The sequence below is a fragment of the Mariniflexile jejuense genome, from assembly GCF_042675665.1.
GTDB lineage: Bacteria > Bacteroidota > Bacteroidia > Flavobacteriales > Flavobacteriaceae > Mariniflexile > Mariniflexile jejuense.
Map to the genome: position 1 here is coordinate 239,619 of NZ_JBHTJI010000022.1, position 17,271 is coordinate 256,889.

General features: G+C 32.7%; 9 protein-coding genes. 6 read left to right on the plus strand and 3 right to left on the minus strand.

Annotated elements, in window-relative coordinates; translation table 11 throughout:
* Nucleotides 1–66: 66 nt before the first annotated feature.
* The 3 genes from pgmB to ACFQ1R_RS12835 all read right to left on the minus strand — a co-directional run bounded on the left by pgmB (nt 67) and on the right by ACFQ1R_RS12835 (nt 3,324).
* Nucleotides 67–747, minus strand: coding sequence for a beta-phosphoglucomutase (pgmB, locus tag ACFQ1R_RS12825; RefSeq protein WP_379926646.1), 681 nt, complete (start codon nt 745–747; stop codon nt 67–69).
* A 3-nt stretch (nt 748–750) separates the two neighbouring features.
* A complete protein-coding gene (locus ACFQ1R_RS12830) occupies nt 751–2,118 on the minus strand; it encodes an MFS transporter (RefSeq protein ID WP_379926648.1) in 1,368 nt (455 codons plus the stop codon).
* A gap of 132 nt (nt 2,119–2,250) precedes the next feature.
* Entirely contained in the window at nt 2,251–3,324 is a 1,074-nt protein-coding gene (locus tag ACFQ1R_RS12835; RefSeq protein ID WP_379926649.1) for a LacI family DNA-binding transcriptional regulator, read from the minus strand.
* Between the two features lie 325 nt (nt 3,325–3,649).
* Between ACFQ1R_RS12835 and ACFQ1R_RS12840 the strand changes: the two genes are divergently transcribed.
* The 6 genes from ACFQ1R_RS12840 to ACFQ1R_RS12865 all read left to right on the plus strand — a co-directional run.
* Nucleotides 3,650–6,562: a SusC/RagA family TonB-linked outer membrane protein gene (locus tag ACFQ1R_RS12840; protein WP_379926650.1), complete on the plus strand. Its 2,913-nt coding sequence runs from the start codon at nt 3,650–3,652 to the stop codon at nt 6,560–6,562.
* Between the two features lie 10 nt (nt 6,563–6,572).
* A complete protein-coding gene (locus ACFQ1R_RS12845; protein ID WP_379926651.1) occupies nt 6,573–8,174 on the plus strand; it encodes a RagB/SusD family nutrient uptake outer membrane protein in 1,602 nt (533 codons plus the stop codon).
* 16 nt (nt 8,175–8,190) lie between these two features.
* Nucleotides 8,191–9,285 (plus strand): SusE domain-containing protein, encoded by a 1,095-nt coding sequence (locus ACFQ1R_RS12850; protein ID WP_379926652.1) that lies wholly within the window; start codon nt 8,191–8,193, stop codon nt 9,283–9,285.
* Between the two features lie 18 nt (nt 9,286–9,303).
* A complete protein-coding gene (locus tag ACFQ1R_RS12855) occupies nt 9,304–10,767 on the plus strand; it encodes a SusE domain-containing protein (RefSeq protein WP_379926653.1) in 1,464 nt (487 codons plus the stop codon).
* A 66-nt stretch (nt 10,768–10,833) separates the two neighbouring features.
* Entirely contained in the window at nt 10,834–13,608 is a 2,775-nt protein-coding gene (locus tag ACFQ1R_RS12860) for an alpha-amylase family glycosyl hydrolase (protein WP_379926654.1), read from the plus strand.
* A 314-nt stretch (nt 13,609–13,922) separates the two neighbouring features.
* The coding region (locus tag ACFQ1R_RS12865) for a M14 family zinc carboxypeptidase (RefSeq protein WP_379926655.1) at nt 13,923–17,271 on the plus strand (3,349 nt) is incomplete at its 3' end.

Consider the following 17,271-nt stretch of genomic DNA (forward strand, 5'->3'; position numbering starts at 1 on the left):
TTAGATATGAGAAAATAGATAATGGAAAATAGATTGTAGTTTTGAACTAAAAATCCACATTCTTTTCTATAATCGTTGTTCTTGTTTCTCTGTTCTATTAATTAATTCTTGTAAAAAGTTGGAACCAATTTCTGTAAAACTGTTAAAAATATAATCGGCTTCACTTAGGGTTTCTTTATCCCCTATTCCAACTGAAATCATGTTTGCACGTTTTGCCGCTTCTATACCAGCAATGGCATCTTCAAAAACAACACATTGTTTTGGCGGTAGTTTAAGTTTTTGTGCTCCTATAAGAAATACTTCTGGATCTGGTTTAGCTTTTGATACACTATTACCATCAACAATACCTTTAAACCTACTAAAAAGCCCTACTTGTTTTAAAATTAAAGGTGCATTTTTACTAGCCGAACCTAATACATACTGAATACCTAAAGCGTCTAACGTATCAAGAAATGCTTCAACGCCAGGTAAAATCTCATCAGCTCCCATTTTTGTAATGTAGGTAAGATAATGCTCATTTTTACTAATTAGAATACTTTGCTTCTCTGCTTCAGAAAGTTGCACCTTTCCTATCTCTAATAAAATTTCTAGTGATCGAACTCTGCTTACGCCTTTTAGTAGTTCGTTGTGTGCTTCGGTAAATTCAAACCCCAAATCATCTGCTAAACGTTTCCAAGCTAAAAAATGATATTTTGCGGTATCTACAATAACACCGTCTAAATCGAATATAATTCCTATTGTATTCATTACTTATGATTGATATGAAATTGCCGACTTATTAGTAATTAAAAAATTACATAGTCCTGCAATTATTAAACTTCCACCCGCTACAAGCATGGCATTTATGGCTTCATTTCCTATTAAACCTGAAATGTAATTTACGCCTCCAAGTGCTGCTATTATTTGTGGAATTACTATAAACATGTTAAAAATACCCATGAACATTCCCATCTTTTTTGGGTCTACAGAACTTGATAACATGGCATAAGGCATTGATAAAATACTACCCCAAGCCAATCCTACTAAAGCAAAACAATACTTTAAATTTTCTGGACTATTTATGTAATACATACCAATAAATCCAATACCACCAAGAATTAGTGATGCCATGTGAACATACTTTCTATTAATATTTCTTTTAGATGTATAAAGTGTTAATAATAAAGCAAATGCCATTGAAGACAACCCATAAACACCCATTGCAGAACCTACCAAATTTGATGCTTTTTGAAAAGACGTATTAGCAACATCGAATGCTTCTTTTTGCGAACTAACACTCATGTTATAATTCGCTTCAATTGGTGCTGGTGCATTAAAAACATGCTCTGTTAATGCTGGATTAGCCAAACTCCACATTGTGAAAAAGGCAAACCAAGAGAAAAATTGGATAACGCCTAACTTTTTCATGGTAGCTGGCATATTTCCTATATTGTTTACAATATCTGAAATGAATTGGTTTTTCTTTTGCTTTTCTTCTTGAAACGCTTCCATATCTTCTGGCGGATATTCAGAAGTTGTGAAAATTGTGTACAAAATACTTAGAAGAAATACAAATGCTCCTATACCGAATGCAACTTTAACAGACATAGGTACAACACCTTGTGGAGCAGCATCACTCACACCTAAATTAGAAATTAACCAAGGTAAATTACTCGCAATCCAAGTGCCTATACCTATAATTAATGTTTGAACAACAAAACCATAAGACCGTTGTGATTCTGGTAATTTATCAGCAACTAATGCTCTAAAAGGTTCCATAGATATATTAATGGAAGCATCAAGTATCCATAAAAAACCTGCTGCCATCCAAAGTGCAGAAGAGTGTGGTACAAAAAATAAGGCTATAGAGCTTAAAATGGCTCCTACTAAAAAATAAGGTCGTCGTCGTCCCAATTTAGGATGCCACGTTCTATCACTTAAGTAACCAATTATTGGTTGCACAAGCAATCCTGTTAGTGGTGCAGCAATCCATAACAATGGAATATCATCATGAGTAGCTCCTAACGTTTGAAAAATTCGAGACATAAAGCCTCCTTGAAGTGCAAAACCAAATTGTATTCCTAGAAATCCGAAACTCATATTCCAGATTTGCCAGAAACTTAATCTACGCTTTTCCATTAAAATAGTATATTAAATTAATACTATTTTGATAAGCATATACTTATCAAAACTTACTAGTGAGAAGTAAAAATATAAGTTTTGATTTGCAGCAAATATATAAAAGATTTTAATGCAACCTAATAAAAATTTTTATTTAGTTGAGTCTCTTTCTATTAATTCGGTTTCAATTACAATTGTTTTAAAGTTCTGATTCACATCGGTTTCCTCAATAAAATAAGCACTTTCACTGTCTTCCATTTCCAATCTATCTATTAATAAATCGGCTGCTTTTTCGCCAATTTTTTGTCCGTGTTGGCTAACAGTTGTTAAACCAGGCGTTGCATGTTTTGATAGTACACCATCTGTAAAACCTATTACTTGAATATCGTCTGGTATTTTATAACCAAGTTTTCTAGCAACCTTCATAGCTGTTACGGCATATAACTCATTAACAGCAAAAACGCCATCAATTTTATCATTTGCTTTAAAAAAAGTTTCTATTTCAGTTTCCAAAATATCTAAATGACCTTCAACATCTAAACTATCATCAATTTTTAAAATCAAATTAGCATCTGCTATTATTTTATTGTCTTGTAGAGCTTCCAAATAACCTTGCGTTCTTAGTCTGCCAACACTTACATAATCCATAGTGGTTATTAACCCAATTTTTTTACAGCCTGTTGAAATTAATTTATTTACTGCCTTTATAGAACCTTTATAATCATCAACTATAACCTTATCACATTCAACTTCATTCACTACTCTATCAAAAAGAACAATTGGCATACCTTGATTTATGGTAGCGTTAAAGTGATGATAATCTTGTTTTAGTAATGTTTCTTTAGAAATAGATAAAATAAAACCATCAATACTACCATTAGCTAGCATTTCCATATTGATAATTTCTTTTGTGAACGATTCATTTGATAAACCTACAATTACGTTATAGCCACGTTTATTGGCAACCAATTCAATACCTCGAATAACAGTTGAAAAAAAATGATGGACTATTTCTGGTATAATAATGCCAATAGTTTTTGTTTTTCTGTTTTTTAAGCTTAAAGCAATATTATTAGGTTTATAGTTATATAATTTTGCAAATGCTTGAATTTTTTGCGTGGTATCTTCACTTATTTCTTTACTGCCACTTAAGGCTTTGGATACAGTTGAAATAGAAACATCTAATTCTTTGGCTATTTGTTTTAAGGTTATTTTTCGTTTCATTTTTATTAATAATTCTAAGCGGGAAAGTTTCTAAATATAAGCATCTTTGTAATATAACGATTTAAAACTTAAATCTTCTTGAAAAATCACCTGAATAAAACTTCTGTTTTTTGAGACTAAAAAAATCTCAAACGTTTTCGTAAAATTCAATTATTTTAATAATTTGACAAAATTACCCAGTTATAATAAAAAGTTGTCAACACGAAAACGTTTTCGTTGCGTATTTCGCAATACACAATTATTTCTTTACACAATTTTTACATAATTTTAACATTGAGAAGTAAAAATATAACCAAACTAAATTAACACATTTTAACAAATTTATATGAAAACAACTATTACTAGTTTGCTGTTTTTATTGTTTTTTGCGCCTGCATTTATGTATGGGCAAAATACTGTAAAAGGAACAGTAACAGAACAGTCAACTTCTATTCCGCTACCTGGAGTAAATGTCGTTATAAAAGGCTCTACTACAGGAACAGCAACAGATTTTGATGGAAATTATCAAATTAATGCAAAAAAAGGCGACATTATAGTATTTTCTTATGTTGGCTACCAAGCTCAAGAAATTACTTATAATGGGCAAGCTTCTTTAAATGTTCAATTAAAAGAAGATGCAGCACAACTAAATGAAATTGTTGTAATTGGCTATGGTACTACTACCAAAAAAGATGCTACTGGTTCTGTTGAATCAATCACAGCTAAAGAATTTACAAAAGGTAACATTGTTACACCAGAAAATTTATTAAGCGGTCGTGTTGCTGGTGTAAGTATTAATACTAGTGGTTCGCCAGGTTCTGGTTCAGAAATCAGAATTAGAGGCGGTTCTTCTATTAATGCCTCAAACAACCCACTTATCATTATAGACGGATTACCAATTGATAATAATGGTGTAAATGGTTCAAATGGTGTATTAGCTGCAATTAACCCTAATGATATTGATTCATTCTCTGTATTAAAAGATGCATCTGCTACTGCTATTTATGGTTCTAGAGCATCAAATGGTGTAATTATTATTGTAACTAAAAAAGGTAAAGCTACGTTTAGTGCTACCTATGATGCCCAATACAGCTTTGGAGAACTAACCGATAGAGTTGGTGTGTTTTCTGGAGATGAGTTTAGACAATTAATAGCATCGCAACCTGTTAACGGATCTACTTTAAATGAAAGTTTATTAGGTACAGCAAGTACTAATTGGCAAGATGAAATTTTTAGAAACACCGTTTCTTCACAACACAATGTATCGTTACAAGGATCATTATTTAAAGTACTTCCTGCGCGTTTTTCGTTTGGAACTACAGATCAAGAAGGTGCTTTAGTAACTTCAGAATTTAATCGTAGAACTTTAGGTTTAGCTTTAAACCCTAGTATGCTTGACGATCATTTAAAAATTAACTTAAATGCTAATTTTGCATTTGAAGATAACCGATTTGCCGATACAGGACAAATTGGTGCTGCATTACAATATGACCCTACACAACCAGTATACGACCCATCATCACCTTTTGATGGTTTTTACCAACACAGAAACGGGTCTTTACTTTCAAATGGTACAACAAACCCTGTTGCATCATTACTTCAAAGGTATAATTATGGTGATGCTAACAGAAGTTATGGAAACTTAAATTTTGACTATAAATTCCATTTTTTACCAGAACTAAAAGCTGTTGTAAATATTGGTTATGATGAAACATCTTCTACATCAATAGATTATACATCAACTGCTATAGCTACAAATGATCCTGTAAAAGGATTCTCTTCTTTTGGAACTCAAAAAAGAACAAACAAATCACTTGATGGTTATTTAAACTATAGTAAAGAATTTGGTACTGTACGTACAGAACTTATGACAGGTTATTCATACCAAAAATTCACTAATAATGGTGGTAATACCGGAAACCAAAGAGATACAGCAAGTTTCCCTAGTACATTTGCCGATCCTGATGTTGTTTTAATTGGCTTTTTTGGTAGAGCAAACTTAACTTTTTCAGATAAATATTTATTTACTCTTACTTATAGAAGAGATGGTACATCACGTTTCAGCGAAAATAACCGTTGGGGTAACTTCCCTGCTGCTGCTTTTGCTTGGAATATAAGCGATGAAGATTTCTTAAAAAATAACACAACCATTTCAAGTTTAAAACTAAGAGTAGGTTACGGTATTACAGGACAACAAGATATTAGCGGTAATAACGATATCTTTTTAAACAGATACAGAGGTGGCGACCAAAACTCGCAATACCAATTTGGAAACCAAGTAATTGAATCTTTAATAGCTTCTGAAATAAATCCAGACCTTAAATGGGAAGAAACAAGCACACTTGAATTTGGTTTAGATTATGGTTTATTTAATAATAAAGTTTCAGGATCATTAAACTTCTTCCAAAAAAACTCAACCGATTTATTATTTACAGCTTCAGTTGCAGATGGTACTAACTTTTCAAACAGTATTATCCAAAACATTGGTGAATTGCAAATTCAAGGACTTGAGTTTTCATTAAATACAGAAGTAATTAAAAATGATGACTTAAATATTAACTTTAATTTTAATGCAACACTTTTAAACAGAGAAATTAAAGAATTAGCACTAGGACAAGATGTTAGAACTGGTGGTATTGCTGGTGGTACTGGTAATAATATTCAATTATTAAGAGAAGGTGAAGCACCAAATTCATTTAGCGTATTCAAACAACTGTATGACACATCTGGCAATCCAATTGAAGGTGCTTATGTTGATTTAAATGGTGATAATATTATTAATGATAACGACCGCTATTTAAAAGAAAACCCAAATGCCGATGTTATTCTAGGGTTCCAATCGAACATTAATTACAAAAATTTCGATTTATCTTTTAATTTGAGAGCCAATATTGGAAACTACGCTTACAATAACGTAAACTCATCAAGAGCACAATATGAACGTATTTTAGACAATTCAGTATTAGCTAATTTACCAACATCTGTATTAAATACGTCTTTTCAAAGAACAGCTGATGTTATCATATCAGACATCTATTTAGAAGATGCTTCATTCTTAAAAATGGACAACATCACTTTAGGATACACATTTAACAACATTTCAAAAACATTAAAAAGTATTCGTTTATGGGGTGGTGTTCAAAATGTATTCACCATTACAAATTATAGTGGCTTAGATCCTGAAGTATTTGGTGGTATAGACAATTTAATTTACCCTAGACCTCGTACCATTTTAACTGGAGCTAACTTCAAATTTTAATAAAAAAACTATGAAAACAAGTTTTAAAATATACAAAACAATTGGATTAATAGGAATTTGTATAGCTACATTAACAGCCTGTACAGACGATTTAAATATTACTCCAAACGACGATCAAACAACACTTAGCGCAGATCTTTTTAAAAATGAAAGTGCTTACAAACAAGTGTTAGCAGGTATTTATGCAAATTTAGCATTAACGGGTACTGATGGTGCTGGTAGTTCAAACCTAAAAAATATAGATGCAGGAACTAGCCAATTTGGTCGTGTGCTTTTATATGTACAAACACTTTCTGCAGACGAAATGATTTGGTCTTATGAAAATGACCCTGGAACCAGAGAAATACAAAGAAACCTTTGGACAGCACAAAACCCATTACTACTGGGTATGTTTAGTAGAGCACATTTATCAATAGCATTGGCTAATAACTTTTTAAGAGAAACTACCGATGCAAAATTAGATTCTAGAAATGTATCTGCTGCCGTAAGAAATGAAATGCCTGCTTATAGAGCTGAAGCCCGATTAATGAGAGCTATGGCATACTATTATATGATGGATATTTTTGGCAAAGCTAACTTCACAACTGAAGATGATGCGCTTAATTCTCAACCACAAGCATATGATAGAGCACAATTATTTGATTACATAGAAACTGAATTAAAAGCTATAGATACAGATTTAATTGCTTCTAGACAAAACCAATACGGTAGAGCAGATAAATCGGTTGCATACATGATTTTAGCTAAAATGTATTTAAATTCTGAAGTTTATATTAATGAAAACCACTATGCTGATTGTTTAAGCTATTGCGAAAAAATAATTAGTGGCGGTTACACATTAGCAACCAATTATCTTCATAATTTTATGGCAGACAACAATACAAACTCTGCTATAAACGAAATAATTTTTCCAATTGTTTCAGATGGTTTAACAACTCAAAATTACGGGCCAACCACTGTTATGATAAATGGTGAAGTAGGAAGTATAGAAGTAAATGGTACTGCATTAGGTGTTTCAGCTGGAGGCTGGGGTGGCGCATTAAGAGTAAGAAAACAACTTGCTAACCTTTTTGGACCTGCCTTTGCAAATGATACAAGAAATACTATTATATCTAGTGGTAGATCTATCGAAATTACCGATATCTCCGATAGAGATTCTGGTTATATTCTTAGAAAATATTCAAATGCAAAATCAACTGGCGGTTACGGTGTAGACCAAACATTTGTAGATACCGATTTCCCTTTATTCAGATTAGCCGATGTATATTTAATGTATGCTGAAGCCCACTTGAGAGGTGGTGGCGGAAGTTTATCAACTGCCGTTGGCTATGTTAATGCTTTAAGAAACAGAGCAAATAACACTAATACAATTACTTCTGGCGAATTAACTCTAGATTTTATTTTAGATGAAAGAGGTCGTGAACTACATTGGGAAGCTCATAGAAGACAAGATTTAATTCGTTACGGCAAATTTACTGGCGGTAATTACAATTGGGCTTGGAAAGGTAATGGTAGCAACGGTATATCACTTCCTGCGCATTTCAAAGTTTATCCAATACCTACAGCTAGTATGGCTGCAAATCCTAATCTTACTCAAAATGCTGGGTATTAATAAAAAAACAATAACAATGAAAAATTTGAAAAACATATCAATTTCAATGCTAACAGCCATTGTTTTATCGCTGTTTAGTTCATGTACAGATACTACAGATACATTTGAAGTTACTAGTACAGAACCTGTTGTTTTATCCAACTTAGCTATTACTAATATAGAACTAGATCCGGTAAACATTAATAATCCTGCTATAACATTAAGTTGGACAATAGCCGATTATGGACAACAAGCTTCAGTTAATTATAGCATTCAAATAGCTTCAGATGAAGCTTTTACCAATGCAACAACAGCAGCTACTGTTAATGGAAACAATACTGTTACATTATCTGTTAGTGAATTAAACTCGGCTGCAGGTGCTGTTGGGTTACCTCCTTTTGCTTGGAACACGCTTTATGCAAGAGTTACATCTTCACTTGGTACTCAAAATGGTTTACCTGTGGTTTCCAACAATATTAATTTTAATGTCTATCCATATTTCAACTATAAATTTAAGGACTATTATTTAGTTGGAGATGCAACAGCACCAGGTTGGAACAACAATAGTAATAATAATCCTCTTTTTAGAGATCCATCAAATTCAAACATTTATTATTACACTGGTTATTTCTCAGCAGGACAATTCAAGTTACTAGAAACTAAAGGATTATGGCAACCACAATGGGGAACGAATGATAAAACCACAATTGATGTTAACCCAGGTACAGGAACAGACCCAGGTACGTTTCCTAACAATAATGCAGCAATTGCTACTGCTGGTTACTATACTTTTACTATTAATTTTTCGGCAAAAACATATTCATTCACACCTTATAATGCTACTGGTGCTACAAATTACACTAGCATGAGTATACAAGGTTCTGCTAGTACAACAACCACAATGAATAAGTTAGGGTTTGATGGTCATATTTGGTACTTAAACAGTGTACACTTAGTACCTGGTGACTTACAATTTAAAACAAACACAGGCTCTGTTTGGGCTAGTACTACCGAGTTTTCTGGTCAAGCCACTGTAAACGGCGGAAATATACCTGTTGTTGTAGAAGACGATTATGATGTTTGGTTTAACGACTTAACAGGTCGATACATACTAATACCGTTGAATTTATAATCAATAAAAAAAATAGATATGAATTTATATATAAAAAAAATAAGCTTCCTTTTTCTTTCACTAGTGCTAGTTTTTTCGGCTTGTGAAACAGAGGAAAGTATAGAAATAACATCACCAGAGCCTGCTTTGGTTTTACAAGAACCAGGTATTAGTAATGTGTTTCTAAATTTTGGAACACCAGCAAATTCTGCAATTACCTTATCTTGGAATGATAATTTAACTGAAAGCTCTTCATATTCTATCGAAATGGCTTTAGATTCTGAATTTACTTCAATTGTAAACTTAGGTACTGCAAGTTCAAATTCATTTTCAATAAGTGTTGCTGCTTTAAATACTGCTATTAGAAATGCTGGTGCTGTTAACTTTAGTGATATTGCTATTTATCTAAGAGTTAATGCAGGAGGCACAATGAGTAATGCTGTTCAGTATTTAGTAACTACGTATCCTACGCAAGCACCTCAAATAACAAGTCCAACAGCTAGTGCTCCTTTTGTATTATCTATAGGAACTTCTGGTCAAACAGCTATAACAATTAATTGGACAGATGCCGTTTTAACATCTACTTTAGGCGTTGATGTAAATTACACCATTGAAGCTGCTGCTGCAGGTACAAATTTTGCTGCTCCAGTATTAATTGGAAGTGTTAAAAACAATACATCTGTAACAGCAACACATGCAGATTTTAATGCTGTAGCAATTGGTATTGGTTTATCTCCTACTGTAGCAGGAAATATGGCTATTAGAGTTATTGCAAAAATTACAAATTCTAACGGTAATGTTTTAGAAAGAATTTCAACACCTGTTACAATATCTGTTACACCTTATCTTGCAACTTTCCCTAATTTATATATGGTTGGAGATGCTACTACACCTGGGTGGGACAATAACAATAACAACACACCTATGTTTAGAAATCAAGATGTTCCAAATGCCTATGTTTTCACAGGGTACTTTAAAGCTGGAGCATTTAAACTTTTACAAACTAAAGGACAGTGGCAACCGCAATGGGGTACTAATGGTGGTTCTTCATTAGCTGTAAATTTAGGTAGTGGATCAGATCCAGGAACATTCAATGTAGCTACTGCTGGTTATTATACTTATAATTTAACAACCGTGGGAGAATCTGGCAGTTATACTGTAAGTCCTTTTAATGCTTCTGGCGCTACAACTTATACAACCATGGGAATTATTGGTCAAGCCATTGGTGGCTGGGGTGATGCAGATGAAATTAATTTCACTAAAGACGCTAACAACCCGCATCTGTGGTATGCTTTAGCTGTAAACTTTACAAATGGTCAAGAGTTTTTAATTAGAGCAAATGACCAATGGAATGATGTATGGAGACATACAGGATCTACTCAACTTTATGGTAAAGCACTTTTAGCTGGAAGTGGAAATAATTTCCCGTTTACTAAAGCTAGCGGTAGCTATAACGTATGGTTTAATGATTTAGATGGTAATTACGTAATTATTCCTAACTAAATTTCTATTTAAACATATAAAAAAGGCTGATGTGTATCAGCCTTTTTTTTTCAAAAAAATAAGATTATGAAAAAACTATTATACATTTTCTTTTTAACTTTTGTAGCCACAATACAATCGCAAGTGGTTACTACCACTCCTGCTATTCCTACTGCTGCAAACACTTTAGTTATTACATTTAATGCTGCAGGAACTGAATTAGCAGGTTATACGGGCGATGTTTATGCACATACAGGTGTACTTACATCTGCTTCAACAAGTAATTCTGATTGGAGACATGTTATTGGCTCATGGGGAAATAATACAACACAACCAAAATTAACAAGAACAGGTACAAACACATACCAACTAACTATTTCTCCAGATATTCTTACCTATTACAACGTTAATGTAGGTGAAGTGGTTACCAATATTGCTATCGTTTTTAGAAATAGTGCTGGAAATGCACAATCTAGACCCGACATTTTTATTCCTATTTATGCTGAAGGTTTAAATGTTACCATAACAAACCCTTCTAATAACTCGGTTTTTAATATAAACGATAATATTACTATTAGTGCAGCGTCAAGCATTAACGCTAATTTAGAATTGAAAGTAAATAATACTTCAATTAAAACGGCATCAAATACAACTGCTACATCAAGTTCTTATACATTTACTACAACAGGAAACCACACCATACAAGCTAGTGCAACCCAAAATGGAGAAACCAAACAAAAAAGTGTTTCAGTTTATGTAAAAACAACTACTCAAAACGAAACAAAACCAGCTGGTTTAAAAAATGGTTTTAATAACAATGGCGATGGTACTGCAACCTTTGTTTTACAAGCTCCTTTAAAAACCGATGTTTTTTTAGTTGGTGGTTTTAATAACTGGGCACTTAACCAAACATATCAAATGAAAAAAGATGGTGATTATTTTTGGCTAACAGTAAGTGGTTTGAACCCTAATACAGAATATGCTTATCAATATGTTATAGATTATAACTTAAAAGTTGCAGATCCTTATTCAAAAAAAGTTCTCGACCCAAACAACGATCAATACATATCAAACACAACCTACCCTAATTTAATGGCATATCCTACGGGACAAACTACAGGCATTGTTTCAACTTTTAAAATTAATGAAACAACTTATACTTGGCAAAACACATCGTTTACTAAACCAAACAAAGAAAATCTTGTTATTTACGAAATGCTTTTAAGAGATTTTACAACTAGTGATACTTACCAAGAAGCCATAACACATCTAGATTATCTACAAAATTTAGGCGTTACTGCTATAGAACTTATGCCCATTAATGAGTTTGAAGGAAACGATAGTTGGGGCTATAACCCATCATTTTACATGGCTTTAGATAAAGCTTACGGAACAAATAACGATTTAAAAGCATTTGTTGATGCTTGCCACCAACGTGGTATAGCCGTAATTACTGATGTTGTTTTTAATCATTCGTACAGTCAATCACCTTTACTTCAAATGTATTGGGATAGTGTAAACAATAAACCCGCAGCCAATAGTCCTTATTATAACCAAAATCATAATTTAGTTGATAATACAAACGCACATTGGGGTTATGATTTCAACCATGAATCTACATATACAGTAAACTTTTTTAATGATGTTTTAAGTTTTTGGATGAATGAATATAAAATAGATGGTTTCCGTTTCGATTTCACAAAAGGCTTTTCAAATACACTTTATTACGGTGCTAACAATTGGGCAAGTGCTTATGATGCAGCTAGAATAGCAAATTTAAAAGCTTATGCAGATCATGTATGGAATCATGATGCAGGAAATCAAGCTTATGTTATTTTTGAACATTTATCGGATAATTCTGAAGAAACCGAATTAGCTAATTATGGTATAATGCTTTGGGGAAATCTAAATCACAATTTTAATCAAAATACTATGGGGTATGCAACAGATTCAGATGTTTCTTGGTTATCATATAAAAACAGAGGTTGGAATAACCCACATGTTGTTGGGTATATGGAAAGTCATGATGAAGAACGTTTGATGGTTAAAAATTTAGCATACGGAAATTCCAACGGCGGTTATAACGTTAAAAACTTAGCAACTGCACTTGATAGACAGGAAGCTGCATCGGTAGTTTTTTATGGTATTCCTGGACCAAAAATGATTTGGCAATTTGGAGAATTAGGGTATGATAAAAGCATTAATTGTGCAACCAATATAAATGATGGAAGCTGCAGACTTGAAAGAAAACCAGTGCCTTGGGCTTTAGGGTACGATACCCAAACAGACAGAGTAGATTTACATAATGTAACAACAAAAATGATGCAACTTAAAAAACAATTTCCATCTACTTTTAATACTAATGATTATTTATTAAGTGTAAACGGACTTGTTAAACGCATTAATCTAAACGATAATGTTGGAAATTTAGATGTTGTAATAGTAGCCAATTTTGATGTAACAACACAATCTGTAAACCCAAACTTTCCAGCTACAGGTAATTGGTATGATACATTCTCTGGAAATTCAATAAATGTAACCAATCCAACAGCTACCATTAGTTTACAACCGGGAGAGTATCGATTATATTCGCAAACCCAAAATTTAAGCACAATTAGTTTAAATACATCTAAAGAAGTTAAACTATATCCTAATCCTGTTAAAGACTCATTTTCAATAAATAAAGATATTTATAATCTAAACATATATAGTATAGCAGGCAAATTAGTTAAAACATTTAAAGGTAACTTTGGAGAAAATCACGATTTTAATATTTCAAGTTTACCACCAAGTGTTTATATCGTTAAAATTAATAACAGCACAGAAGCTCTTAATACTTTTAAAATTGTGAAGTTAAATTGATAAAAATTAAACTAATTAACTGATTTTTAATAAAAAAGGCGTTTTAGGTTAACCTAAAACGCCTTTTTTATTATCACAAATAAATTGTACTAATTACTATAAAATAACTACTTCTAATTTTATTCTATACCCACTTAAATCAATCAAAACATATATATCTAAAAATCAAATAATTAACAAAATAAAAATAATTACATTTTGCATTTTATCGATTTTTTATGCATTTCATAGATGTTTTTAAATATTAATTATATATTTACCCAAAATATATTTGAATTAGCTAACCAAAGGCTTCAAATTTAACTTAACCTCTCATGAAAAAAATTACTCTCCTAAGTTGTTTACTTTTTCTTTTTGTACAACTTAGTTTCTCTCAAAATGAAACATTTTCAAAAAGAATTTCAATACCAAACCCTTCTCAAAGTACTCTATTAAAGATAAAAAATGCTGGAATTGATTTAAATTGCGGACCAAAATTTGTAGGAAACAATTTAGAAATGGAATTAGGTAATTCAGATCTAGTTCAATTACAAGAAAATGGTATTTATTATAATGTCTTAATTGACGATTTAGTTAAGTATTATGAAGAAAGAAATGCAATTGAGCTACCTAAAGCCAAAGCAGAATTAAATAAAGCAAAGTTTTTAGCTAGACAAAATAAGTCTAAATCAGATAAAGTATCTTCTGCAAAAACGTTGAGTTTAAAAAACACAACTATAAACAACCCTGCACAACATGACGATTGTGATGAGATTGAATGGACAGAACCAGCCAATTTTCAGTTAGGAAGCATGGGTGGATGCTTAACCGTAAGTGAAACCTTAGCACAATTAGATTTAATGCGTAGTTTATACCCTAATTTAATATCTGTTAAAACAGATGCTTCTTCAACAGGGCAAAAAACACATGGTAATAGTACAGGAAGCACAACATGGCCAGGACAAACGGTGTATTATGTTAGAATTTCAGATAATCCAGATATAAACGAACCTAATGAACCTGAAACTTTAATAACAGGTATGATGCATGCTAGGGAAGCTAATAGTTTAATGAATGTTATGTATTTTATGTGGTACATTCTTGAAAACTATAATAGCGACCCATACATAAAAAACATAGTTGATAACCAAGAATTATACTTTATTCCAATAACAAATCCTGATGGTGTTCGTTGGAACGAAGTAATAGCACCATCTGGCGGTGGGTTACAGAGAAAAAACTTAGGCCCATCAGGATATAACAGTGGAACTACTGCTTCTTCAAACAATAAAAGGGGTGTAGATTTAAACAGAAACTTTAATTACTATTGGGGATGGGATAATAGTGGATCTTCACCTACAACCAATAGTGATACCTTCCGTGGTCTTTCTGCTGGTTCTGAGCCTGAAACCCAAATTGTTCAAGATTTTATAACAAACCACGACATTAAAGTTGCTGTAAATCATCATGGTGGTTTAAATTCAATTGTAACATCTTCATATAACGGATATATAAATGCCGCAGACTCTGGAAGAGAAGATGAATATGCAAAAATTTGTCATGATTTAACACAATACAACAGGTACATTTATGGCTCTGCGCCTAATACATTATATGAAGCCAATGGCGACGTAAATGACTGGATGTTAGGCGGTCCATCAGTTAATTCAAACGGAACCATTAGTTCTGGTTCTGGCAAAAATGTATTAGCACTTACCCCTGAAAATGGTGATGACTTTTGGCCAACACCAAGTCTATTTGTGCCAATAGCAAAACGTGCTATGCGAATGAATTTTATAGCTGTTATGCATTCAGGCAAATTTGCTAAACTTCATGACCTAAATAAAAGTAACCTAACAAGCACATCTGGCAATCTAACATTTGGTGTTGAATATTTAGGAAAAACATATGGTAATATTACTTTAACTGTTACTCCTGTTTCATCCAATATCACTTCTATGACGTCTCCATCAGTTCAATCTGGATGGACAAAGCTTCAACAACGTAATTTAAATGTACCATACACTTTAAACGCTGGTATTCAACCAAATGATGAAATTGAATTTCAAGTAACTCTAAGTAATGATGATTTTATCATATACCGCGCTAACTTTGTAAAATACTACCAACCTACTATTTTATTCCAAGATAATGATGTTAACACTTCAAACTGGACAACATCTGGTGGCACTTGGGGTACTACTACAAATGCATATGTAGGTTCAGTGGCAATTACAGACTCACCTTCTGGAGCTTATAGTAACAATGAAAATAAAACAATAACGCTTACTAATCCTATCAATTTATCAAGTTCTACACAAGCACTTGTGCAATTTTATGCAAAATGGGAATTGGAAAGGAACTTTGATTTAGTTCAACTTGAAGCAAGGCGTGACGCTGGAAGTACTTGGACACCGCTATGTGGTAAATATAATAAGCCAGCTGCAACATCTGTAACAAATTACCATCTTAATAAAACAACAGGAACTTTTCAATCTACCAATGGAAGTATCGTTTATGATGGTGACTCTATGGACAAGTGGGTTATGGAAGAAATTCTTATTAATGCAGCGGATAATAATTTTTTATTAGGTGGAACTGCTGTTCAATTTCGTTTTGTATTCAAAACAGATAGCACAAACAGAGAAGACGATTTAACTACAACCTTTGATGGCTTTACCTTTGATGATTTTAAGGTAATGAGTATTCAAGTGCCATGTGTTACTTCTGTACCTACTGGAATTGTTGCATCTCCAATTGCTGCCAGTACTGCAACAATAAACTGGAATTATATTGCTTCAGCTACATACGATTTAAGATATAGAATTGTTGGTTCTCCAACATGGACAAGTGTTTCAGGATTATCATCGCCTACAACTTCACTTACTAGCTTAACACCATCTACAAACTATGAGGTTCAGGTTAGATCAAATTGCGGCACAAATAATTCTGCATATTCTAACTCATTAAACTTCACTACTACTGCAATTACCTATTGTACGTCAAGTGGTAGTAATTCAACTGGTGGTTACATAGGAAATGTTACGTTTGGTTCTATAAATAATTCTAGTGGATTTGGTAGTGGTTATTCAAACTTTACTTCTATAAGCACAAATGCTACCATTGGTTCTTCTTATAATATTTCTGTAGCTAAAGCATGGCCTGGAACTTTATACAATGATGCTATTCGTGTATGGATTGATTATAATAAAGATGGTGATTTTGATGATGCTGGAGAACAAATATTAAATAGTACTGCTTCAAAAACAACTCCAATTTCAACTAGTGTAACAATTCCTTCAACTGCTTCATTAGGTGCTACTAGAATGCGAGTTTCTTTAAAATATAATACTTCTCAAACTTCTTGTGAATCTTTCACTTATGGTGAAGTTGAAGACTATGCTATTAACATTTTACCAAACTGTACGAAACCTACGGATGTTGTTACCAATGCTACTATCTGTTCGGGTGCATCCTATACTTGGTCTGTAAACTCTGTGGTTTATACAACCTCGCAATCTAGTCTTCGTATTACTAATGATGGCTGTACTGCCGATCAGGTACTTAACTTAACGGTTACGCCGAAACCTGCCGATGTGGTGACTAATGCTACTATCTGTTCGGGTGCATCCTATACTTGGTCTGTGAACTCTGTGGTTTATACAACCTCGCAATCTGGTCTTC

Excerpts from the sequence above, each read along its gene's own strand:
- pgmB (WP_379926646.1), bottom strand. The coding sequence starts at position 747 with ATGAATACAATAGGAATTATATTCGATTTAGACGGTGTTATTGTAGAT.
- ACFQ1R_RS12830 (WP_379926648.1), bottom strand. The coding sequence starts at position 2,118 with ATGGAAAAGCGTAGATTAAGTTTCTGGCAAATCTGGAATATGAGTTTC.
- ACFQ1R_RS12835 (WP_379926649.1), bottom strand. The coding sequence starts at position 3,324 with ATGAAACGAAAAATAACCTTAAAACAAATAGCCAAAGAATTAGATGTT.
- ACFQ1R_RS12840 (WP_379926650.1), top strand. The coding sequence starts at position 3,650 with ATGAAAACAACTATTACTAGTTTGCTGTTTTTATTGTTTTTTGCGCCT.
- ACFQ1R_RS12845 (WP_379926651.1), top strand. The coding sequence starts at position 6,573 with ATGAAAACAAGTTTTAAAATATACAAAACAATTGGATTAATAGGAATT.
- ACFQ1R_RS12850 (WP_379926652.1), top strand. The coding sequence starts at position 8,191 with ATGAAAAATTTGAAAAACATATCAATTTCAATGCTAACAGCCATTGTT.
- ACFQ1R_RS12855 (WP_379926653.1), top strand. The coding sequence starts at position 9,304 with ATGAATTTATATATAAAAAAAATAAGCTTCCTTTTTCTTTCACTAGTG.
- ACFQ1R_RS12860 (WP_379926654.1), top strand. The coding sequence starts at position 10,834 with ATGAAAAAACTATTATACATTTTCTTTTTAACTTTTGTAGCCACAATA.